At 63.7% G+C, this 18,512-nt stretch carries 28 protein-coding genes; 27 read left to right on the forward strand and 1 reads right to left on the reverse strand.

The annotated features are described in order from the left end of the window. The first annotated feature begins 80 nt into the window (after positions 1-80). From rpsJ to map, 23 genes are all read left to right on the forward strand, one after another. Positions 81-389 carry a 30S ribosomal protein S10 gene (rpsJ, locus tag E3T55_RS00160; RefSeq protein WP_035834607.1) on the forward strand — a complete coding sequence of 103 codons (309 nt, stop codon included), beginning with the start codon at positions 81-83 and terminating at the stop codon, positions 387-389. An 8-nt stretch (positions 390-397) separates the two neighbouring features. After that, positions 398-1,057, forward strand: a complete 660-nt coding sequence (gene rplC, locus E3T55_RS00165; RefSeq protein WP_134517574.1) for a 50S ribosomal protein L3 — start codon at positions 398-400, stop codon at positions 1,055-1,057. 5 nt (positions 1,058-1,062) lie between these two features. Beyond that, on the forward strand, positions 1,063-1,713 hold the full coding sequence (gene rplD / locus E3T55_RS00170; protein ID WP_134517575.1) for a 50S ribosomal protein L4: 651 nt from the start codon (positions 1,063-1,065) through the stop codon (positions 1,711-1,713). Continuing rightward, positions 1,713-2,015: a 50S ribosomal protein L23 gene (gene rplW, locus E3T55_RS00175; protein WP_119971190.1), complete on the forward strand. Its 303-nt coding sequence runs from the start codon at positions 1,713-1,715 to the stop codon at positions 2,013-2,015. Before rplD ends, rplW begins: the two co-directional genes overlap by 1 nt. A gap of 24 nt (positions 2,016-2,039) precedes the next feature. Next, the gene (rplB, locus tag E3T55_RS00180; RefSeq protein ID WP_134517576.1) at positions 2,040-2,879 is read left to right on the forward strand and encodes a 50S ribosomal protein L2; all 840 of its coding nucleotides are present in this window, start codon (positions 2,040-2,042) and stop codon (positions 2,877-2,879) included. 9 nt (positions 2,880-2,888) lie between these two features. Then, positions 2,889-3,170 (forward strand): 30S ribosomal protein S19, encoded by a 282-nt coding sequence (gene rpsS, locus E3T55_RS00185; RefSeq protein WP_092107237.1) that lies wholly within the window; start codon positions 2,889-2,891, stop codon positions 3,168-3,170. A gap of 25 nt (positions 3,171-3,195) precedes the next feature. Further along, on the forward strand, positions 3,196-3,561 hold the full coding sequence (gene rplV, locus E3T55_RS00190; RefSeq protein WP_119971185.1) for a 50S ribosomal protein L22: 366 nt from the start codon (positions 3,196-3,198) through the stop codon (positions 3,559-3,561). Continuing rightward, entirely contained in the window at positions 3,561-4,331 is a 771-nt protein-coding gene (rpsC, locus tag E3T55_RS00195; protein ID WP_092107240.1) for a 30S ribosomal protein S3, read from the forward strand. The genes rplV and rpsC overlap by 1 nt, the downstream gene beginning before the upstream one ends. Next, a complete protein-coding gene (gene rplP / locus E3T55_RS00200; RefSeq protein ID WP_134517577.1) occupies positions 4,331-4,750 on the forward strand; it encodes a 50S ribosomal protein L16 in 420 nt (139 codons plus the stop codon). Before rpsC ends, rplP begins: the two co-directional genes overlap by 1 nt. Next, positions 4,750-5,100 (forward strand): 50S ribosomal protein L29, encoded by a 351-nt coding sequence (rpmC, locus tag E3T55_RS21000; protein WP_134517578.1) that lies wholly within the window; start codon positions 4,750-4,752, stop codon positions 5,098-5,100. Before rplP ends, rpmC begins: the two co-directional genes overlap by 1 nt. Positions 5,101-5,102: 2 nt before the next feature. Then, positions 5,103-5,402 carry a 30S ribosomal protein S17 gene (gene rpsQ, locus E3T55_RS00210; RefSeq protein ID WP_134517579.1) on the forward strand — a complete coding sequence of 100 codons (300 nt, stop codon included), beginning with the start codon at positions 5,103-5,105 and terminating at the stop codon, positions 5,400-5,402. A gap of 33 nt (positions 5,403-5,435) precedes the next feature. Continuing rightward, complete coding sequence (rplN, locus tag E3T55_RS00215; protein ID WP_035834620.1) at positions 5,436-5,804, forward strand: 50S ribosomal protein L14; 369 nt, start codon at positions 5,436-5,438, stop codon at positions 5,802-5,804. A gap of 2 nt (positions 5,805-5,806) precedes the next feature. Further along, positions 5,807-6,169: a 50S ribosomal protein L24 gene (gene rplX, locus E3T55_RS00220; protein ID WP_134517580.1), complete on the forward strand. Its 363-nt coding sequence runs from the start codon at positions 5,807-5,809 to the stop codon at positions 6,167-6,169. Beyond that, entirely contained in the window at positions 6,169-6,768 is a 600-nt protein-coding gene (gene rplE, locus E3T55_RS00225) for a 50S ribosomal protein L5 (RefSeq protein ID WP_134517581.1), read from the forward strand. Before rplX ends, rplE begins: the two co-directional genes overlap by 1 nt. Positions 6,769-6,917: 149 nt before the next feature. After that, entirely contained in the window at positions 6,918-7,316 is a 399-nt protein-coding gene (gene rpsH / locus E3T55_RS00230; RefSeq protein WP_119971172.1) for a 30S ribosomal protein S8, read from the forward strand. Between the two features lie 6 nt (positions 7,317-7,322). Further along, positions 7,323-7,859, forward strand: coding sequence for a 50S ribosomal protein L6 (rplF, locus tag E3T55_RS00235; RefSeq protein ID WP_134517582.1), 537 nt, complete (start codon positions 7,323-7,325; stop codon positions 7,857-7,859). A gap of 2 nt (positions 7,860-7,861) precedes the next feature. Beyond that, complete coding sequence (gene rplR / locus E3T55_RS00240; protein WP_134517583.1) at positions 7,862-8,233, forward strand: 50S ribosomal protein L18; 372 nt, start codon at positions 7,862-7,864, stop codon at positions 8,231-8,233. Next, positions 8,230-8,937: a 30S ribosomal protein S5 gene (gene rpsE, locus E3T55_RS00245; RefSeq protein ID WP_420897953.1), complete on the forward strand. Its 708-nt coding sequence runs from the start codon at positions 8,230-8,232 to the stop codon at positions 8,935-8,937. The genes rplR and rpsE overlap by 4 nt, the downstream gene beginning before the upstream one ends. Continuing rightward, positions 8,937-9,119, forward strand: coding sequence for a 50S ribosomal protein L30 (rpmD, locus tag E3T55_RS00250; RefSeq protein WP_174775401.1), 183 nt, complete (start codon positions 8,937-8,939; stop codon positions 9,117-9,119). The genes rpsE and rpmD overlap by 1 nt, the downstream gene beginning before the upstream one ends. Further along, a complete protein-coding gene (gene rplO, locus E3T55_RS00255; protein ID WP_134517584.1) occupies positions 9,119-9,679 on the forward strand; it encodes a 50S ribosomal protein L15 in 561 nt (186 codons plus the stop codon). The genes rpmD and rplO overlap by 1 nt, the downstream gene beginning before the upstream one ends. Positions 9,680-9,777: 98 nt before the next feature. Next, a complete protein-coding gene (gene secY / locus E3T55_RS00260) occupies positions 9,778-11,100 on the forward strand; it encodes a preprotein translocase subunit SecY (RefSeq protein WP_134517585.1) in 1,323 nt (440 codons plus the stop codon). Then, positions 11,097-11,693 (forward strand): adenylate kinase, encoded by a 597-nt coding sequence (locus E3T55_RS00265; RefSeq protein WP_134517586.1) that lies wholly within the window; start codon positions 11,097-11,099, stop codon positions 11,691-11,693. Before secY ends, E3T55_RS00265 begins: the two co-directional genes overlap by 4 nt. 76 nt (positions 11,694-11,769) lie before the next feature. Beyond that, entirely contained in the window at positions 11,770-12,600 is an 831-nt protein-coding gene (map, locus tag E3T55_RS00270; RefSeq protein ID WP_134517587.1) for a type I methionyl aminopeptidase, read from the forward strand. 78 nt (positions 12,601-12,678) lie between these two features. Here map and E3T55_RS00275 read toward each other — a convergent pair whose 3' ends face one another. Continuing rightward, complete coding sequence (locus E3T55_RS00275) at positions 12,679-14,592, reverse strand: BglG family transcription antiterminator (RefSeq protein ID WP_174775402.1); 1,914 nt, start codon at positions 14,590-14,592, stop codon at positions 12,679-12,681. 222 nt (positions 14,593-14,814) lie between these two features. Here E3T55_RS00275 and E3T55_RS00280 point away from each other — a divergent pair, with 222 nt between their 5' ends. The 4 genes from E3T55_RS00280 to E3T55_RS00295 are packed head-to-tail and all read left to right on the forward strand — an operon-like array spanning position 14,815 to position 18,444. Beyond that, positions 14,815-15,159, forward strand: a complete 345-nt coding sequence (locus E3T55_RS00280) for a PTS sugar transporter subunit IIB (RefSeq protein ID WP_134517588.1) — start codon at positions 14,815-14,817, stop codon at positions 15,157-15,159. Then, positions 15,156-16,817: a PTS mannitol transporter subunit IIBC gene (locus E3T55_RS00285; RefSeq protein WP_134517589.1), complete on the forward strand. Its 1,662-nt coding sequence runs from the start codon at positions 15,156-15,158 to the stop codon at positions 16,815-16,817. The genes E3T55_RS00280 and E3T55_RS00285 overlap by 4 nt, the downstream gene beginning before the upstream one ends. Beyond that, positions 16,814-17,281, forward strand: coding sequence for a PTS mannitol transporter subunit IIA (locus tag E3T55_RS00290; protein ID WP_134517590.1), 468 nt, complete (start codon positions 16,814-16,816; stop codon positions 17,279-17,281). The genes E3T55_RS00285 and E3T55_RS00290 overlap by 4 nt, the downstream gene beginning before the upstream one ends. Next, entirely contained in the window at positions 17,281-18,444 is a 1,164-nt protein-coding gene (locus E3T55_RS00295; protein ID WP_134517591.1) for a mannitol-1-phosphate 5-dehydrogenase, read from the forward strand. Before E3T55_RS00290 ends, E3T55_RS00295 begins: the two co-directional genes overlap by 1 nt. Positions 18,445-18,512: the final 68 nt, after the last annotated feature.

Below are 18,512 nucleotides of genomic sequence, written 5' to 3' on the forward strand. Positions count from 1 at the left end.
GGTGCGACAGCAGCAGTGCTACTACGGCGTCCAATGCAACCCCCGGGATGTAAGACGCCCAGACAGAGAGAGAGTTCGACATGGCGGGACAGAAGATCCGCATTCGACTTAAGTCGTATGACCACGAGGTCATCGACATTTCGGCGCGCAAGATCGTCGACACAGTGACCCGTGCGGGCGCTACGGTTGTTGGCCCGGTGCCGCTTCCGACCGAGAAGAACGTGGTGTGTGTTATCCGTTCTCCGCACAAGTACAAGGACAGCCGGGAGCACTTTGAAATGCGCACCCACAAGCGTCTGATCGACATCATTGACCCGACCCCGAAGGCTGTGGACTCGCTTATGCGTCTCGACCTTCCGGCCGACGTCAACATCGAGATCAAGCTCTAGGGCCCGCGATGTCTTACGCAGATACCAAGACCACTAAAGGCCTGTTGGGCAAGAAGCTCGGCATGACCCAGGTGTGGGATGAGAACAACAAGCTTGTTCCCGTCACCGTCATCGAAATCTCCCCGAACGTTGTGACGCAGCTGCGCACCAAGGCCGTTGACGGCTATACCGGTGTTCAGATCGCCGCTGGCGCTATTGACCCCCGTAAGGTCAACAAGCCCGCTGCCGGTCACTTCGAGAAGGCCGGCGTCACGCCGCGCCGCCACGTCACCGAGCTCCGTACCGCTGACTCCGCTGACTACACCCTGGGCCAGGAACTCACCGTTGACGGTGTGTTCGCTGCCGGTACCAAGGTCGACGTCATGGGAACCAGCAAGGGTAAGGGCTTCGCCGGTGTCATGAAGCGTCACAACTTCAAGGGTGTCTCCAGCTCGCACGGTTCACACCGTAACCACCGCAAGCCCGGTTCCATCGGTGCTTCCTCGACCCCGAGCCGTGTCTTCAAGGGCATGCGCATGGCCGGTCGTATGGGTGGCGAGCGCGTCACCGTGCTGAACCTCAAGGTTCACGCGATTGATGCCGACAAGGGCCTCCTGCTGGTCAAGGGTGCCGTTCCCGGTGCCAAGGGCCGTCTCGTATTCGTTCGCAACGCAGTGAAGGGAGCGTAGTTATCATGACTACCGCACTCGACATTCTGGACGCGAAGGGCGCGAAGGCCGGCTCTGCTGAGCTTCCCGCGGACCTCTTCGACGTACAGACCAACATTCCGCTGATTCACCAGGTCGTTGTTGCGCAGCTCGCTGCCGCTCGCCAGGGAACCTCCAAGGTCAAGCGCCGTGGAGAAGTTTCCGGTGCCGGCCGCAAGCCGTTCAAGCAGAAAGGAACCGGTCGCGCTCGTCAGGGCTCGATCCGTGCTCCTCACATGACCGGTGGTGGCATCGTGCACGGCCCGACGCCGCGCAGCTACGACCAGCGCACCCCGAAAAAGATGATCGCCGCAGCCCTCAAGGGTGCACTGTCCGACCGCGCACGCGGCGGTCGCCTGCACATCGTTGAGGCGCTCTTCACCGGCGAGATCCCCCACACGAAGACGGCTATGGCCCTGCTCACGCAGATCGCCTCCAGCAAGCACGTGTTGGTTGTTCTGGAGCGTACCGACGAGCTCACGCTGCGAAGCATTCGCAACCTGCCCGCCGTGCACATCCTCTCGTGGGACCAGCTCAACGCCTACGACGTGCTCGTCTCTGACGACATCGTCTTCACCAAGGGCGCTTTCGAAGCGTTCGTGGCGAGCAAGACCAAGAAGGAAGAGGTGTCCGCATAATGGCTACCGCTGTCAACAAGGACCCCCGCGATGTCATCATCGCCCCGGTTGTCTCCGAGAAGAGCTACAGCCTGATCGATCAGGGCAAGTACACCTTCATCGTTGACCCTCGTTCCAACAAGACCGAGATCAAGCTCGCGATTGAAAAGATCTTCAAGGTAGAGGTCGCTTCGATCAACACCCTGAACCGCGTGGGCAAGACTCGTCGTACCAAGTTCGGTATGGGCAAGCGCAAGGACACCAAGCGTGCCATCGTCACGCTCAAGTCCGGGTCCATCGACATCTTCACGGCCGTCGGCTAGAACGACCGGACAAAGGGATAACTAATGGCTATTCGTAAGTACAAGCCCACGACCCCGGGTCGTCGCGGTTCCTCCGTTGCCGACTTCGCGGAAATCACCCGTTCGACCCCGGAAAAGTCGCTGCTTCGGCCGCTCTCCAAGACCGGTGGACGTAACAACCAGGGGCGCATCACGACTCGTCACATCGGTGGTGGCCACAAGCGCCAGTACCGCGTGATCGACTTCAAGCGCAACGACAAGGATGGCGTCAACGCTCGCGTTGCCGAAATCGAGTACGACCCTAACCGCACGGCGCGCATCGCGCTCCTGCACTTCATTGACGGCACGAAGCGTTACATCATCGCGCCGAACAAGCTGGCACAGGGCGACATCATCGAGTCGGGCGCCGGGGCTGACATCAAGCCCGGCAACAACCTGCCGTTGAAGAACATCCCCACCGGTACCATCATTCACGCGATCGAGCTGCGTCCGGGTGGTGGCGCCAAGATGGCCCGCTCCGCCGGTTCGTCGGTTCGCCTCGTCGCGAAGGAAGGTGTCTACGCCCAGCTGCGTCTGCCCTCCGGCGAAATCCGCAACGTGGATGCTCGCTGCCGCGCAACGATCGGCGAGGTCGGCAACGCCGAGCAGTCGAACATCAACTGGGGCAAGGCCGGCCGTATGCGCTGGAAAGGCGTTCGCCCGACCGTTCGTGGTGTAGCCATGAACCCGGTGGACCACCCGCACGGTGGTGGTGAGGGTAAGACGTCCGGTGGACGTCACCCCGTCAGCCCGTGGGGCCAGAAGGAAGGGCGCACCCGCCACCCGAACAAGGAAAGCGACAAGCTCATCGTTCGTCGCCGTACCGTCGGCAAGAAGCGTAAGTAGGAGTAGACGATGCCAAGAAGTCTTAAGAAAGGCCCTTTCGTTGACGACCACCTGCTTCGCAAGGTGTTCGCGGCGAACGAAGCCAAGAGCAAGAACGTAATCAAGACCTGGTCGCGCCGCTCGATGATCATCCCCGACATGCTCGGACACACCATCGCAGTGCACGACGGTCGCAAGCACATCCCGGTGTTCGTCACCGAGAGCATGGTTGGGCACAAACTCGGCGAGTTTGCTCCCACCCGCACCTTCCGTGGACACGTGAAGGATGACAAGAAGGGTCGTCGCCGCTAACGCGGTGACGTAAGGAGGAGAAGAAATGGTGGAGTCGATCGCACGCGTGCGTCACATCCGCGTTACCCCCCAGAAGGCCCGTCGCGTCGTTGACATGATCCGCGGCAAGCAGGCGCAGGAAGCGCTGGGTATTCTCAAGTTCGCGCCCCAGGGCGCGTCCGATCCGGTGTACAAGCTGGTGGCCTCGGCCATCGCCAACGCCCGGGTCAAGGCGGATGCCGCCAACACGTACCTGGACGAGCAGGACCTGTACATCAGCCGCGCATTCGTTGATGAGGGTACGACCCTCAAGCGTTTCCAGGCTCGTGCCCAGGGCCGCGCATTCGAAATCAAGAAGCGCACCAGCCACATCACGGTTGTGCTCACCACTCCTGAGGAGGGGACGAAGTAATGGGTCAGAAAGTAAACCCGTATGGCTTCCGTCTGGGAATCACGACCGACCACGTGTCGCGTTGGTTCTCTGACTCAACGAAGCCGGGACAGCGTTACGCCGACTTTGTCGCCGAAGACGTCAAGATCCGTCGCCTGCTCAGCACGAGCCTCGACCGCGCCGGCGTCAGCCGGATCGAAATCGAGCGCACCCGTGACCGCGTTCGCGTTGACATTCACACCGCCCGTCCGGGCATTGTGATCGGTCGCCGCGGCGCCGAGGCCGAGCGCATCCGCTCTGACCTCGAAAAGCTCACCGCCAAGCAGATCCAGCTGAACATCCTCGAGGTCAAAAACCCCGAGCAGGATGCCCAGCTGGTTGCCCAGGGCATTGCCGAGCAGCTCTCCGCTCGTGTGGCTTTCCGCCGCGCGATGCGTAAGGGCCTGCAGGGCGCTCAGCGCGCCGGAGCCAAGGGTGTTCGCATCCAGGTTTCCGGTCGTCTGGGTGGCGCCGAGATGAGCCGCAGCGAGTTCTACCGCGAAGGTCGTGTGCCGCTGCACACGCTGCGCGCGAACATCGACTACGGCTTCTACGAGGCCAAGACCACCTTCGGCCGCATCGGCGTGAAGGTCTGGATCTACAAGGGCGACATCACCAACAAGGAACTCGCTCGCGAGCAGGCCAACGCTAAGTCGTCCCGCCCCGAGCGTCGTGACGATCGACCGCGCCGTGCACCTCGTGCAGATGCTCCGGCAGCGGCCCCGGTCGCAGCAGGAGTTGAGGCTAAATAATGTTGATTCCGCGTAGAGTCAAGCACCGCAAGCAGCACCACCCGGGCCGTTCCGGCCACGCAACCGGTGGTACCACGGTGTCGTTCGGTGAGTATGGCCTGCAGGCCCTCACCTCCGCCTATGTGACCAACCGTCAGATCGAGTCCGCTCGTATCGCGATGACGCGTCACATCAAGCGTGGTGGAAAGGTGTGGATCAACATCTACCCCGACCGCCCGCTGACGAAGAAGCCCGCCGAAACCCGCATGGGTTCCGGTAAGGGTTCGCCCGAGTGGTGGGTCGCCAACGTCAAGCCCGGACGCGTTCTGTTCGAGCTCAGCGGTGTCACCGAAGCCGTCGCCAAAGAGGCACTCACTCGTGCCATTCACAAACTGCCGCTCAAGGCACGCATCATCAAGCGCGAGGAGGGCGACGCATAATGGCGATCGGATCCAAGGAGCTCGCCTCAGTCGAGCTCGATACTTTTGACAACGGGCGTCTGTTCGATGAGCTGAAGAAGGCCAAGGAAGAGCTGTTCAACCTGCGCTTCCAGTCGGCCACCGGTCAGCTCGAGAGCCACGGCCGCCTGCGCGCCGTCAAGCGCGACATCGCTCGTATCTACACGGTTCTCCGTGAACGTGAGCTGGGCATTCGTGCCACTCCCGTTGCAGTCGAGGCTCCGGCCCAGGCCGACAAGAAGACCGAGAAGAAGACCAAAAAGGCCAAGGCCGCCGAGGAATCCAGCACGGATGACGCGGCAGCCGAGGCTACCCCCACGAAGGAGGCCTAGTCATGGCGAAGACTGACGGAAAGTCCGTTGAAGCCCCGGCCGAGGCTCTCGTCCGCGGCTACCGCAAGACCCTGCGCGGCATCGTCACCGGAAACAAGATGGACAAAACCATCATTGTCGAGGTCGAAGACCGCGTAAAGCACCCCCTGTACGGCAAGGTCATCCGCCGTACGTCCAAGCTGAAGGTTCACGACGAGGCAAACTCTGCCGGCGTCGGTGACTCGGTCCTGATCAGTGAAACTCGCCCGCTGAGCGCCACCAAGCGCTTTCGCCTGGTCGAGATTCTCGAGAAGGCCAAGTAAGCCTCGCGCTTACTTGACATAAGGAGTTAGAAAATGCTTCAGCAGGAATCACGAGTCAAAGTTGCCGACAACACCGGTGCCAAGGAACTCCTGACCATCCGCGTTCTCGGTGGCTCCGGCCGTCGTTACGCCGGACTGGGCGACGTCATTGTCGCCACGGTCAAGGACGCCATCCCGGGCGGCAACGTCAAGAAGGGTGACATCGTCAAAGCTGTCATCGTTCGCACCAAGAAGGAGACCCGTCGTCCAGACGGTTCGTACATCAAGTTCGATGAGAACGCAGCAGTGATCTTGAAGGCTGACGGTGACCCCCGCGGCACCCGAATCTTCGGACCGGTCGGTCGCGAACTTCGCGACAAGAAGTTCATGAAGATCATCTCGCTGGCACCGGAGGTTATTTAGTCATGGCAGCCCGTATCAAGAAGGGTGACCTCGTAGAGGTCATCACCGGCCGTACCCAGGCTCGCGGAGGCGACCGGGGCAAGCAGGGCAAGATCATCTCTGTTGACGTCGAGAAGAACCGCGTGCTCGTTGAGGGCATCAACTTCGTGACCAAGCACGTACGTGTTGGTCAGACCCAGCGCGGCACGAAGACGGGTGGCATCGAGACCTTCGAAGCCGCCATCCACGTGTCCAACGTTGCGATCGTCGACCCGGAGACCAAGAAGCCGACTCGCGTTGGCTTCCGCCAGGAAGAGGTAACGAAGGACGGCGTCACGAAGACGGTCCGCATCCGTTACGCCAAGAAGTCAGGGAAGGACATCTGATGACTGACACTGCAGTTGTTACGGGCACTGCGCCCGTCAAAGCCCTGCCGCGCCTGAAGCAGAAGTACCGCGACGAACTGTCCGCGAAACTGTCCGAGGAACTCGGCTTCACCAACGTGCACCGCATCCCGACCCTGACGAAGATTGTCGTCAACATGGGTGTCGGAGAAGCGGCTCGCGATGGCAAGGTCATGGATGGTGCGGTTTCCGACCTCACCAAGATCACCGGCCAGAAGCCGCAGGTCACCAAGGCACGCAAGTCCATCGCGCAGTTCAAACTGCGTGAGGGCCAGCCCATTGGCGCGCACGTCACCCTGCGTGGCGACCGCATGTGGGAGTTCCTTGACCGCTTGCTGAGCCTTGCTCTTCCGCGTATCCGCGACTTCCGCGGCCTCTCGGACAAGCAGTTCGATGGTGCGGGCAACTACACCTTCGGTCTGACCGAGCAGGTCATGTTCCACGAAATCGACCAAGACCGCATCGACCGCGTTCGCGGCATGGACATCACCGTTGTGACGACCGCCAAGAACAACGAAGAGGGTCGCGCGCTGCTCAAGGCGCTCGGTTTCCCGTTCAAGACGGCCGAAAACACCAAGTAGTCTTGGTTCTTTGGGCGGTAGTTCCTTCGGGAACTGCTTAACCCGCACGTTTTTCACCCCGGGGGCCGGTCAACCGACCGGCCCCCTCACCACCACAGGTCGCCATCCTTGTAACGGGTGCGCGAAACCAGGCGAGAAAGGCACCACAAATGACAATGACAGATCCGGTCGCAGACATGCTGACCAGACTGCGCAACGCGAACTCGGCATACCACGACACCGTGTCCATGCCGCATAGCAAATTGAAAGCGCACATCGCAGACATCCTCAAGGCCCAGGGATACATTTCCGCTTGGGACGTCAAGGATGCAACCGTTGGCAAGACCCTCACGCTCGACCTGAAGTTCGGTCCGAACCGTGAGCGTTCCATCAAGGGCATCAAGCGGGTTTCCAAGCCCGGCCTGCGCGTGTACGCCAAGTCCACAGAGATCCCCACGGTTCTCGGCGGCCTCGGCGTAGCCATCCTGTCCACCTCCAGCGGTCTGCTCACCGACCGCCAGGCAGAGAAGAAGGGCGTAGGCGGAGAAGTTCTCGCCTACGTGTGGTAACCCGCAATGTCACGTATTGGAAGACTGCCCATCCTGATCCCCGCCGGGGTCACGGTCGTCGCTGACGGCCAGGCCGTTTCGGTCAAGGGTCCCAAGGGCGAGCTCGCGCTCGTCGTTGCGAACCCGATCGAGGTCAAGGTCGAAGACGGTCACGTACTGGTCTCCCGTCCCAATGACGAGCGCGTTTCGCGTTCGCTGCACGGACTGACCCGCACGCTGATCAACAACCAGATCATCGGAGTGACCGTCGGTTACTCCAAGGGTCTCGAAATCGTCGGTACCGGTTACCGCGCGGCGCAGAAGGGCACCTCCGTTGAGTTCGCCCTTGGCTTCTCGCACCCGGTCGTCGTTGAGCCGCCCGTTGGAATCGTTTTGACCGTGGAGAGCGTCAACAAGCTCACGGTCAGCGGCATCGACAAGCAGGCCGTCGGCGAGGTCGCCGCCAACATCCGTAAGATTCGCAAGCCTGAGCCCTACAAGGGCAAGGGTGTGCGTTACGCCGGCGAGATTGTTCGCCGCAAGGCCGGAAAGAGTGGTAAGTAACCATGGGTCTCGGAACTAGAGGTAAGAGCAAGACCGCTGCCCGCGGACGTCGTCACACTCGTCTTCGCAAGAAGATCGAGGGCACCGCGCTTCGTCCGCGCCTGGTCGTCACCCGTTCGGCCCGTCACGTATTCGTGCAGGTTGTCGACGACAGCAAGGGCTTCACCCTTGCGTCGGCATCCACGCTCGAAGCTGACATGCGCACGTTCGACGGTGACAAGACCGCCAAGGCCCGCAAGGTCGGTGAGCTCGTCGCCGAGCGTGCGAAAGCAGCCGGAATCGAAGCCGTTGTATTTGACCGTGGTGGCAGCAAGTACGCAGGACGCGTCGCAGCCATCGCCGATGGAGCTCGAGAGGGTGGATTGAACCTGTGAGCACTGACAAGATCGAAACCACAGCGCCCGTCGCTGCCGTTGCTGAGGCACCGGTTGAGACTGCTGCATCCACGACCCCGCCGCAGAGCGAGCCCCGCGAGGCTCGTCGTGGTGGACGTGAGCGCAACCCCAACAAGGACCGCGGAAGCCGCGATGCCGACAAGAGCCAGTTCCTGGAGCGCGTCGTCACCATCAACCGGGTGTCCAAGGTCGTCAAGGGTGGTCGTCGCTTCAGCTTCACCGCACTGGTTGTTGTCGGAGACGGCAACGGACTGGTCGGCGTTGGCTACGGCAAGGCCCGCGAGGTGCCCACGGCTATCTCCAAGGGCGTCGAGGAAGCGAAGAAGAACTTCTTCCGCGTTCCCCGCGTTGGCCTGACCATCCCGCACCCCGTACAGGGTGAGGCCGCAGCCGGCGTTGTGCTGCTGCGTCCGGCCGCTGCAGGTACCGGCGTTATCGCCGGTGGCCCCGTGCGCGCCGTACTCGAGTGCGCCGGTATCCACGATGTGCTGAGCAAGTCGCTCGGTTCCTCGAACACCATCAACATCGTGCACGCCACGGTCGAAGCACTGCACCAGCTCGAAGAGCCGCGTGCGGTTGCTGCTCGTCGTGGCCTCGCGTACGAAGACGTGGCTCCGGCCCGTTTTCTGCGTGCCGATGCCGCTGCGGCAGCTGCTGCAGCAACCGCAAAGGCAGGTGCCTGATGGCTCAGTTGAGGATCACGCAGATCAAGTCCAAAATTAGTGAGAAGCAGAACCAGCGCGACACGCTTCGCAGCCTGGGTCTCCGACGCATTGGCGCCGTCACGATCCGCGAGGACAACTCGCAGAACCGTGGCTACGTCAACACCGTCGCTCACCTCGTCAAGGTCGAGGAGATTGACTAATGGCTGACGAAAAGGAAGCTGTAACAACAGCTACGCCCGCCAAGAAGGCAGCCCCCAAGGCCGCCAAGTCCACTGCGGCTAAGGCTCCGGCCAAGGCCAAGGCTGCGCCGGCCGAGGCCCGCGAGCAGGTCCTGAAGGTACACCACCTTCGCCCCGCTCCCGGTGCCAAGAAGTCGCGCATGCGCGTGGGCCGTGGTGAAGGATCCAAGGGTAAGACCGCGGGTCGTGGAACCAAGGGTACGAAGGCGCGCTACACAGTGCGCGTCGGCTTCGAGGGTGGGCAGATGCCTCTGCACATGCGCACCCCGAAACTGCGCGGATTCAAGAACCCGTTCCGCGTTGAGTACCAGGTCGTGAACATTGACCGTTTGGCCGAGTTGTACCCCAACGGCGGCGATGTCACCATCGCCGATCTCGTTGCCAAGGGTGCGGTTCGCGACAACGAAAAGGTCAAGGTTCTCGGTAACGGTGACATTACGGTTAAGCTGACTGTTGCAGTCGATAAGGTCTCGAGCTCAGCTGAGCAGAAGATCGTCGCCGCAGGTGGCTCTGTCAAGTAAGTCCTAGACGCTGGTCGAGCTTGTCGAGACCACCTTTCGAGTAAATCGTTGGTGTGGACTCGGCAAGCTCGATTCACGTTAATAACTGGAGGCCTTTGTTGTTTAGCGCCATAGCGCGGATATTCCGCACGCCTGACCTTCGCAAGAAGATCGGCTTCACCCTGGGCATCATTGCTCTGTTCCGTCTGGGCTCGTTCATTCCCGCCCCATTCGTGGACTTCGGCAACGTGCAGGCCTGTCTCGCGGCTAACCAGGGGGCCAGCGGCCTCTATGAGCTCGTCAACCTCTTCAGTGGTGGCGCGCTCCTGCAACTCTCGGTCTTTGCACTCGGAATCATGCCGTACATCACGGCCTCGATCATCGTGCAGCTGCTGCGGGTTGTCATCCCCCACTTCGACACCCTCTACAAGGAGGGTGCGTCGGGTCAGAGCACACTGACCCAGTACACGCGCTACCTGACGATCGCCCTCGGCCTGCTGCAGTCGACCACGCTGATCACGGTGGCCAGAAGCGGCGCGCTGTTCGGAACATCCGCCAGCGCCGAATGCTCGGCCCTGATCACCAACGATGCCTGGTACGCCATCATGCTCATGGTCATCACCATGACCGCCGGCACCGGCGTCATCATGTGGATGGGCGAGCTCGTCACCGAGCGCGGCATCGGCAACGGCATGTCGCTGCTCATCTTCACCTCGATCGCCGCACTCTTCCCCGGCTCGCTGATGTCCATCGGCCAGCAGCAGGGAATCGACGTGCTGCTGATCGTGGTCGCGGTCGGATTGCTCGTGGTCATGGCGGTCGTCTTCGTTGAACAATCGCAGCGCCGCGTTCCTGTGCAGTACGCCAAGCGGATGGTCGGCCGCCGCACGTACGGCGGCAACAATACGTACATCCCGATCAAGGTCAACATGGCCGGCGTGATCCCCGTGATCTTCGCCTCGTCGCTGCTCTACCTGCCGGCCCTGATCGCCCAGTTCAACCAGCCCGCCGCCGGCCAGGAGCCCGCCGCCTGGGTCACCTGGGTCACCAACAACCTCACTTCGGGCGACAACCCGCTGTACATGCTGATGTACTTCCTGCTGATCATCGGCTTCACGTACTTCTACGTTGCGATCACCTTCAACCCCGAAGAGGTCGCCGACAACATGAAGAAGTACGGCGGATTCATCCCCGGCATCCGTGCCGGCCGCCCGACGGCTGAATACCTCGACTACGTGCTGACGCGCATCACGCTGCCCGGATCGATCTACCTCGGCCTCATCGCGCTCATCCCGCTGCTCGCCTTCAGCGTCATCGGCGCCGACCAGAACTTCCCCTTCGGCGGAGCCAGTATCCTGATCGTGGTCGGTGTTGGACTGGAGACAGTCAAACAGATCGACTCACAGCTGCAGCAACGACACTACGAGGGACTTCTCCGATGACGCGACTTCTCCTGATCGGCCCGCCTGGCGCGGGCAAAGGCACCCAGGCCACCGAGCTTGCCGAGGCCTTTGGCATTCCAGCCATCTCCACGGGCGATATCTTTCGCTACAACGTGAAGAACGAAACGCCGCTCGGCCTCCAGGCCAAAGCGTTCATGGATGCCGGCGAGTACGTTCCCGACTCCCTGACCAACGCGATCGTCGAAGATCGTCTGCAGGAAGCGGATGCCGCCCCCGGCTTTCTGCTCGACGGCTACCCGCGCACCACGGATCAGGTTGCCGAACTCGACCGCCTGCTGCAGGCATCCGGTACCGCGCTCGACGTGGTCGTGCTCATCGTGGCCGACACCGACGAGGTCGTCAGCCGACTGCTCAAGCGTGCCGCCGAGCAGGGTCGCGCCGACGACACGGCCGACGTGATTCGTCACCGCCTGGCCGTCTACGAAGAGCAGACCGCTCCGCTCATCGACGTGTACAGCGCGCGGGGCCTCGTCGTCACCGTTGACGGTCTCGGCGCCGTCGCGACGGTGACCGGGCGCATCCTTGACGCATTGGCCGAGCGCGGACTGCGCCCGCCGGTCGCCAGCAAATAGCACCTGTTGTTCTGAATTACTTGGCTCCAACCGAGCCAATCGCATCGAGATAGTTAGTTTGTGGGAACCCTTTAATATGAGCCTTCGTCGCTCGATTTACAAAAACCCTGCCCAGTTGCGCCTCATGGTGGCGCCCGGTCTGGCCACGGCGGCATCACTCGCCGCGGCCAGGGCGGCAATGGTAGTGGGGGCAACGACACTGGATCTGGATGCCGCCGCCGAGGCCGCAATTGTGGCCCTCGGCGGCAAACCCAACTTCAAGCTCGAGACCGGCTACCACCACACCGTGTGCGCCTCGGTCAACGATGAGGTCGTGCACGGAATTCCGACCGGCCGGGTACTCGCGGCCGGCGACATCGTGTCGATCGACAGCGGAGCGATCATCGAGGGCTGGAACGGCGACGCCGCATTCACCTTCGTGATTCCCGACCCGAACCGGCCCGAGATCGTCGCCGAACGGGAACTGCTCTCGCACGTGACCGAGCAGTCGCTCTGGCACGGCATTGCCCGCCTCGCCACTGCGCGTCACCTCAACGAGGTCGGCGACGCCATCGAGGACTACGTCGAGTCTCAGGGCACGTACGGAATTCTCACGGACTACGTCGGTCACGGCATCGGCCGCAGCATGCACGAGGCTCCGCCGGTGTTCAACTACCGCGTACGACCGAAGGGCCCCGACGTGAAGCCGGGCCTGGTCGTGGCGATCGAGCCGATGGTCGTCATGGGCGACATCGAAACGTACACGAAAGACGACGACTGGACCGTTGCCACGAGCGACGGCCTCGCCGCCGCCCACTGGGAGCACAGCATCGCCGTGCACAAGGACGGCATCTGGGTGCTGACCGCCGAAGACGGCGGCGCCGCCGGCCTCGCCCAGTTCGGCATCACGCCGGTCCCGATCCCGTAACACGGTTACCGTCCACGCTCCGTGGCAGCGGATGCCGAGGGTGTCTCGACAAGCTCGACAACCGACATCGCGGGCCGGCTACTGGTCCATGAGGTGGGCGAGTTCGCCGATGAAGGCCTCGAAGTCGACCGAGCGTTTGATGAGGCGCTGCACGTCGGCCCGGTCGGCGAAGACCTCCACGAACTGGTCGAAGACCGCCTGAAACGATGACCGCCCCGCGGCGCTGAAGGCGATGAACGCGACCACGTTGACGCGGGTTTCGCCCCAGTCCATCGCGGCGTCGTTGATGACGATGGCAATACTGGTCTGCCTCGCCGTCATTGCCATCGCGTGCGGAACGGCGAGGTGGTCGGTGAAGGCGGTTGACGACATCCGCTCACGGTCGATCGCGCCGTCGACGTAAGCCTGATCGATGAGGCCGAGGCGCTGCATCCGCTCGCCAAGGGCCCGAATCATGGCAAGTTCGCCGCGCGGATAGAAATTGCGCAGAAACAAGCCCTCGTCGAAGAACTTCAGCAGGTCCCCGGTGATCTGCGCGCGTCGGCGCAGGCGACGCACCCGGCTCGCGGCCAGACGGATGCGGTCGACATCGGCGGCCGTGAGAAACGGTTGGATCACGATGACCCCGTCGCCGTGCAGCTGCGGATCGATGGTCGTCAGCACGAGATCGGCGTGCAGCGCCGACCACTCGACGTCGCTGCGCGTCACGACGGTCACGACCTCGAGGTCGGTGCCGAGCAGTCGTTCGATGCGCTCCTGCAGCAGCAGGTGCACGTCGTAGTAGTTCGGGCACACGATGATGCACGTCACGAGTTCTTCGCGGCGGCCCTGCAGCTCGAGGTGGGCGCCGACGTGCATGGCGATGTAGGCGATCTCGTCGTCGGTGATGGTGATGTGCTCCTGCGCCTGGAGCGCGCTGGCGATGTACACCGCCAGCTCGTAGGTCATCGGATACGCGGTCTTGATCGACCTGGTCAGGGGATTTCGCGAGTATGAGCGGTGCTGGGCTCGGTCGATGAGGTTGCGCACGTGCAGCGTCAACCGCACGATGAAGCCCTCATCCTCGAGGTCGACGAGATACTCGGCACTCGCCTGCGCCACGATGCGCCGCACGACCGCGAGGTCGCCCGGCCGCACGTAGTTCGCCGCAACGATGCCGGCCGGCTGGTCGTGCCCGGGCGTGACGACGCGGGTCGCGAGCAGCAGGGCGAGAAAGTCGAGGTCGTGTGCGTCGAGCGTGACCCGGAAGTGGCGCTGCAACAGCACCCCGAGCTGCTCGGCCATCGGTGTTGCGGCGCCCGATCGCCCCGCGACGGGTACCGCGGGCCCCGGGCGCCGGCTGACCCGGTCGACGGCGATCGCCACGTGCAACAGCAGCGCCGTCGTACCGAACTCGTTCACGAAATAGCCCTGCGCGTCGAGCATCGCGAGCAGATCGGTCTTGAACGCGCCGAGGCTGTCGGCCGCGAACTCGGCCTGAATCGCCTCCAGCTCGAGCAGCCCGCGGGTTCCCTCTTCGCGGAACATCCGGCTCAGCAGCCGGCGCCGGTCTGTCTCAGACCCTTCGAGGGTCACGATGCTGCCGTGCCGGCTGAGCGTGAGGCCCGACTCGACGAGCAGCGCGCGCAGGCGGGTGAGGTCGGCTTCGAGCGTCGAATCTGCCACGAAGACGGATGCCGCCAGCTCGTACACATCGAGGCCGCCGGTCGCATCCGTGAGCTGGCGCACCAGCCGGTAGAGCCGGGCGGTGGGGGCATCGGGCGGATGCGGCGTCGCGGCCTCATGCAGTCGGCTGTAGGCCTGCCGGTTCAGGCGATAGCCCGCCGGACCTGACTCGATGATGCTGAGCGGATGCGCGAACGTCTTCACCTGCGTGACGTAGCTGCGCACGCTGCGCGGCGTCACCCCCAGGTGGTCGGCGATTTCGGCCGCGGTGACCCAGGCCGGGGTGTGCGCGAGGTACTCCAGCATGCGGGTCGCTTTGTCGCTCATGGCCAGACTCCGTCGTCTCGTCGATACAGCCACTTCGATGCAGCCACGTCGATGCAGCCACTTCGATACAGCCACGTCGCTGCAGACATTGTGCTGCGCTTTCGGCAGATGCGGCGGGTCAGTTTCCGGGGGTGCGGAAATTTCCGTGCTGGCACGGGCGCGCCCCAGCCGCGAGGATCAGGGCCAGAACGCACCACGCGTGCGTGCCGAGAAGGGCGATCGATGAAGATTCTGGTGGTCTGTGGCGCTGGCGCGTCAAGCACCTTCGTCGCCCAGCGAATGCGGGTCACGCTCGCCGCGCGCGGCCTCACCGCGCAGGTCGCGGCCGGAAGCGAGTCCGAACTCGGCGCGAGCCTCGGCAACATCGACGTGCTGCTTGTCGGCCCGCACCTCGCCCCACAGTACGAGCAGATCTGCGCCCTCGCCGCCCAATACGGGGTGCGTGCCCGACTGCTGCCCGCCGAGGTCTTCAGCATTCGCAACGGGGACGCATCCGTCGACCTCGCCCTCGAAGCAGCAACAGCGACCTACTACGCCTCACCCACACCGAAGGAGACACTGCAATGACGACGATGGCCCCCCAGTCGAAGCCTGCGGGCACGCGCGTGCGCGTGCAACGCTTCGGCACCTTTCTCAGCGGCATGGTCATGCCCAACATCCCCGCCTTCATCGCGTGGGGGCTCATCACCGCCCTGTTCATTCCCACCGGGTGGGCGCCCAACGGCATCCTCGGCGGCTTCGGCAACGCCGACCTGGTCGGCTGGGCCGGCGCCGCAACCACCGTCGGTGTCGCCGACGACGGCTCCACCTTTTCCCAGTACACGGGCCTCGTCGGCCCCATGATCGTCTACCTGCTGCCGCTGCTGATCGCCAACACCGGTGGCCGCATGGTCTACAACACCCGCGGAGGCGTCATCGCGACGATCGCGACCATGGGCGTGATCGTCGGCAGCACCATCCCGATGTTCATCGGTGCCATGGTCGTCGGCCCGCTCGCTGCCTGGCTGCTGATGAAGGTCGACAGCATCTGGGACGGCAAGGTCAAGCCCGGCTTCGAGATGCTCATCGACAACTTCTCCGCCGGAATCCTCGGCGCCGTGCTGGCCATCGGTGCCTTCTTCGGCATCGCGCCTGTCGTGACCTGGCTGAGCTCCCTGCTCGAGGCCGGCGTCGACTGGCTCATCAACGCGGGGCTGCTGCCGCTCGCGAGCATTCTCATCGAGCCAGGCAAGGTGCTCTTTCTCAACAACGCCATCAACCACGGCGTGCTGACCCCGCTCGGGGTGCAGCAGGTCGAAGAGAGCGGCAAGTCACTGCTGTTCCTGCTCGAAGCGAACCCCGGCCCCGGCCTCGGCATTCTGCTCGCGTACACGTTCTTCGGCCTCGGCATCGCCCGGGCGAGTGCCCCCGGTGCCATCATCATTCAGTTCTTCGGCGGCATTCACGAGATCTACTTCCCCTACGTGCTCATGAAGCCGATCCTGATTCTCGCGGCGATCGGCGGCGGCATGACCGGCGTGGCCGTCAACGTTGCCTTTCAGACCGGGCTGCGGGCCCCCGCCTCGCCGGGCAGCATCTTCGCGGTGCTGTTCCAAACCGCCCCCGACAGCTACGTCGGCGTGATTCTCTCGGTGATCTCCGCCGCCGGGGTCTCGTTCCTGATCGCCGCGGTCATTCTGCGGGCGAGCCGCAAGCGCGACCTCGCCACCGGAGAGACCGGCGACCTCGGCATGGCCGTGGCGCAGACCGAGGCCTACAAGGGCAAGTCCAGCGCGGTTCTCGGTGGCCTCGCCGGGCAAGCGGATGTTGCCCAGCCCGCGACCGCCCAGCCCGCCACCGCCCAGCCCGCCACCGCCCAGCCCGTAACCGCCCAGCCCGCCGGGGGCCACACCGCCCCGCCGGCGCGCGAACTGCACAACATCGTGTTCGCCTGTGACGCCGGTATGGGATCGAGCGCGATGGGCGCCTCGGTGCTGCGCAACAAGATCAAGAAGGCCGGCGTTACGGGCGTCACGGTGACCAATCAGGCCATCGCGAACCTCGACGGCAGCGCCGACCTCGTGATCACGCACCAGGACCTCACCGACCGCGCCCGCGAGGCCTCACCGAGATCGATGCACCTCTCGGTCGAGAACTTCATGGCCAGCCCCCGCTACGACGAGGTCGTCGGCCTGCTGACCCGGCAGGGTGGCCACGACGAGCACCGCGACGAGGTGACGAAATGAACCAGAACGCCTCGAACCAGAACGCCTCGAACCAGAACATTCTGCAGCCGACCAACGTCGTCGCCCGCGGAACGGCCACCTCGCGGGACGAAGCCATCCGAGAGGCCGGCGCGTTGCTGGTGGCCTCGGGCGCGGTGCGCGCGGACTACATCGACTCGATGTTCGAGCGTGAAGCATCCGTTTCGACCTACATGGGCAACTATCTGGCGATTCCCCACGGCACGAACAAGGCCAAGGAGTCGATTCTGCGCTCGTCGCTGTCGATCGTGCGCTACCCGGAGCCGATCGACTGGAACGGCAAACCGGTGCGGTTCGCGGTCGGCATCGCCGGTCTGAACAACGAGCACCTGCAGATCTTGTCGAAGATCGCCGTGGTGTTCTCCGACCAGAGCGAGGTGCAGCGCCTGCTCGAGGCCGGATCCTCTGAAGAAATCTTCACCCTGCTCGAGGAGGTCAACGAATAATGCAGTCAGATCAGCGCCGGGCCGTTCACTTCGGTGCCGGCAACATCGGGCGCGGGTTCGTGGGACTGTTGCTGCACGAGGCCGGGTACGAGGTGGTCTTCGCCGACGTGAACGCAGACCTCATCGCGGCGCTGGCGGCCGCCCCCGTCTACCGGGTGCACGAGGTCGGCGAGAATCCGGCCGTGCACGTCGTCGACAACTTTCGGGCGATCAACAGTCTCACCGAAGCGGATGCCCTGATCAGTGAGATCGCGAGCGCCGACGTGGTGACGACCGCGGTCGGGCCCACGATCCTGCCGCGCGTGGCGCCGGTGATCGCCGCCGCCCTCGCGCGGCGCTCGAGCGACCTCGCCCCGCTCGCCGTGATCGCCTGCGAGAACGCCATCAACGCGACCGACCGGCTCGCCGCGTATATCGAGGCCCAGGTGCCGCCGGGGGAGTGGGCGACGGTCGGCAGTCGGGCCGCCTTCGCCAATACCGCCGTCGACCGAATCGTGCCGGCCCAGCCGGCCGGCGGCGGCATCGATGTGACCGTCGAGACCTTCTACGAGTGGGTCATCGAGCGGGGTGCCTTCCATGGCGCCCCGCCGCCGATCGTCGGCGCGACCTTCGTCGACAACCTGCGGCCCTACATCGAACGCAAACTCTTCACGGTGAACACCGGCCACGCCACCGTGGCCTACCTCGGGTTTCTCGAGGGGGTGCATCCGCTGCACGATGCCCTGCGGGTGGCTCGGGTAGCGGATGCCGCCCGCCGCGTTCTCGAGGAGACCTCCGGCCTGCTCGTGGCCAAGCACGGACTCGACGAGGCCGAACAGCGCGCCTACCGCGAGAAGATTCTGCGCCGCTTCGCCAACCCACAGCTTCCGGACACGGTCGAACGGGTCGGACGCCAGCCGCTGCGCAAGCTCGGCCGCACCGAGCGATTCATCGGCCCGGCCGCGGAGATCGCCGAGGAGGGTATCCGTCCGGTTGCCCTGCTCGACGCGATCGGGGCCGCGTTTCGCTTCATCGTGCCCGATGACGAACAGAGTGTGGAGTTGAACCGGCTGTTGCGCTCCGAGCCGGCCGAGCGGGTCGTGCAGCAGGTCTGCGGGCTCACGCCGGAGCATCCGCTCTTCGAACCGGTCGCGGCCGAGGTGAGACGCGCTCAGACGCTCTAATAATGATTTCTGGCGGATTATAGGACCGAATTGCCAAAAGGCAACTTCGTACCATAAGATTGATCTTT

Origin of the sequence: Cryobacterium frigoriphilum, assembly GCF_004403305.1 — a bacterium.
In the GTDB taxonomy this organism is placed as follows: domain Bacteria; phylum Actinomycetota; class Actinomycetes; order Actinomycetales; family Microbacteriaceae; genus Cryobacterium; species Cryobacterium frigoriphilum.

Coding starts and splice junctions, on each gene's coding strand:
- rpsJ (WP_035834607.1), top strand. CDS start 81: ATGGCGGGACAGAAGATCCGCATTCGACTTAAGTCGTATGACCACGAG.
- rplC (WP_134517574.1), top strand. CDS start 398: ATGTCTTACGCAGATACCAAGACCACTAAAGGCCTGTTGGGCAAGAAG.
- rplD (WP_134517575.1), top strand. CDS start 1,063: ATGACTACCGCACTCGACATTCTGGACGCGAAGGGCGCGAAGGCCGGC.
- rplW (WP_119971190.1), top strand. CDS start 1,713: ATGGCTACCGCTGTCAACAAGGACCCCCGCGATGTCATCATCGCCCCG.
- rplB (WP_134517576.1), top strand. CDS start 2,040: ATGGCTATTCGTAAGTACAAGCCCACGACCCCGGGTCGTCGCGGTTCC.
- rpsS (WP_092107237.1), top strand. CDS start 2,889: ATGCCAAGAAGTCTTAAGAAAGGCCCTTTCGTTGACGACCACCTGCTT.
- rplV (WP_119971185.1), top strand. CDS start 3,196: ATGGTGGAGTCGATCGCACGCGTGCGTCACATCCGCGTTACCCCCCAG.
- rpsC (WP_092107240.1), top strand. CDS start 3,561: ATGGGTCAGAAAGTAAACCCGTATGGCTTCCGTCTGGGAATCACGACC.
- rplP (WP_134517577.1), top strand. CDS start 4,331: ATGTTGATTCCGCGTAGAGTCAAGCACCGCAAGCAGCACCACCCGGGC.
- rpmC (WP_134517578.1), top strand. CDS start 4,750: ATGGCGATCGGATCCAAGGAGCTCGCCTCAGTCGAGCTCGATACTTTT.
- rpsQ (WP_134517579.1), top strand. CDS start 5,103: ATGGCGAAGACTGACGGAAAGTCCGTTGAAGCCCCGGCCGAGGCTCTC.
- rplN (WP_035834620.1), top strand. CDS start 5,436: ATGCTTCAGCAGGAATCACGAGTCAAAGTTGCCGACAACACCGGTGCC.
- rplX (WP_134517580.1), top strand. CDS start 5,807: ATGGCAGCCCGTATCAAGAAGGGTGACCTCGTAGAGGTCATCACCGGC.
- rplE (WP_134517581.1), top strand. CDS start 6,169: ATGACTGACACTGCAGTTGTTACGGGCACTGCGCCCGTCAAAGCCCTG.
- rpsH (WP_119971172.1), top strand. CDS start 6,918: ATGACAATGACAGATCCGGTCGCAGACATGCTGACCAGACTGCGCAAC.
- rplF (WP_134517582.1), top strand. CDS start 7,323: ATGTCACGTATTGGAAGACTGCCCATCCTGATCCCCGCCGGGGTCACG.
- rplR (WP_134517583.1), top strand. CDS start 7,862: ATGGGTCTCGGAACTAGAGGTAAGAGCAAGACCGCTGCCCGCGGACGT.
- rpmD (WP_174775401.1), top strand. CDS start 8,937: ATGGCTCAGTTGAGGATCACGCAGATCAAGTCCAAAATTAGTGAGAAG.
- rplO (WP_134517584.1), top strand. CDS start 9,119: ATGGCTGACGAAAAGGAAGCTGTAACAACAGCTACGCCCGCCAAGAAG.
- E3T55_RS00265 (WP_134517586.1), top strand. CDS start 11,097: ATGACGCGACTTCTCCTGATCGGCCCGCCTGGCGCGGGCAAAGGCACC.
- map (WP_134517587.1), top strand. CDS start 11,770: ATGAGCCTTCGTCGCTCGATTTACAAAAACCCTGCCCAGTTGCGCCTC.
- E3T55_RS00275 (WP_174775402.1), bottom strand. CDS start 14,592: ATGAGCGACAAAGCGACCCGCATGCTGGAGTACCTCGCGCACACCCCG.
- E3T55_RS00280 (WP_134517588.1), top strand. CDS start 14,815: ATGAAGATTCTGGTGGTCTGTGGCGCTGGCGCGTCAAGCACCTTCGTC.
- E3T55_RS00285 (WP_134517589.1), top strand. CDS start 15,156: ATGACGACGATGGCCCCCCAGTCGAAGCCTGCGGGCACGCGCGTGCGC.
- E3T55_RS00290 (WP_134517590.1), top strand. CDS start 16,814: ATGAACCAGAACGCCTCGAACCAGAACGCCTCGAACCAGAACATTCTG.
- E3T55_RS00295 (WP_134517591.1), top strand. CDS start 17,281: ATGCAGTCAGATCAGCGCCGGGCCGTTCACTTCGGTGCCGGCAACATC.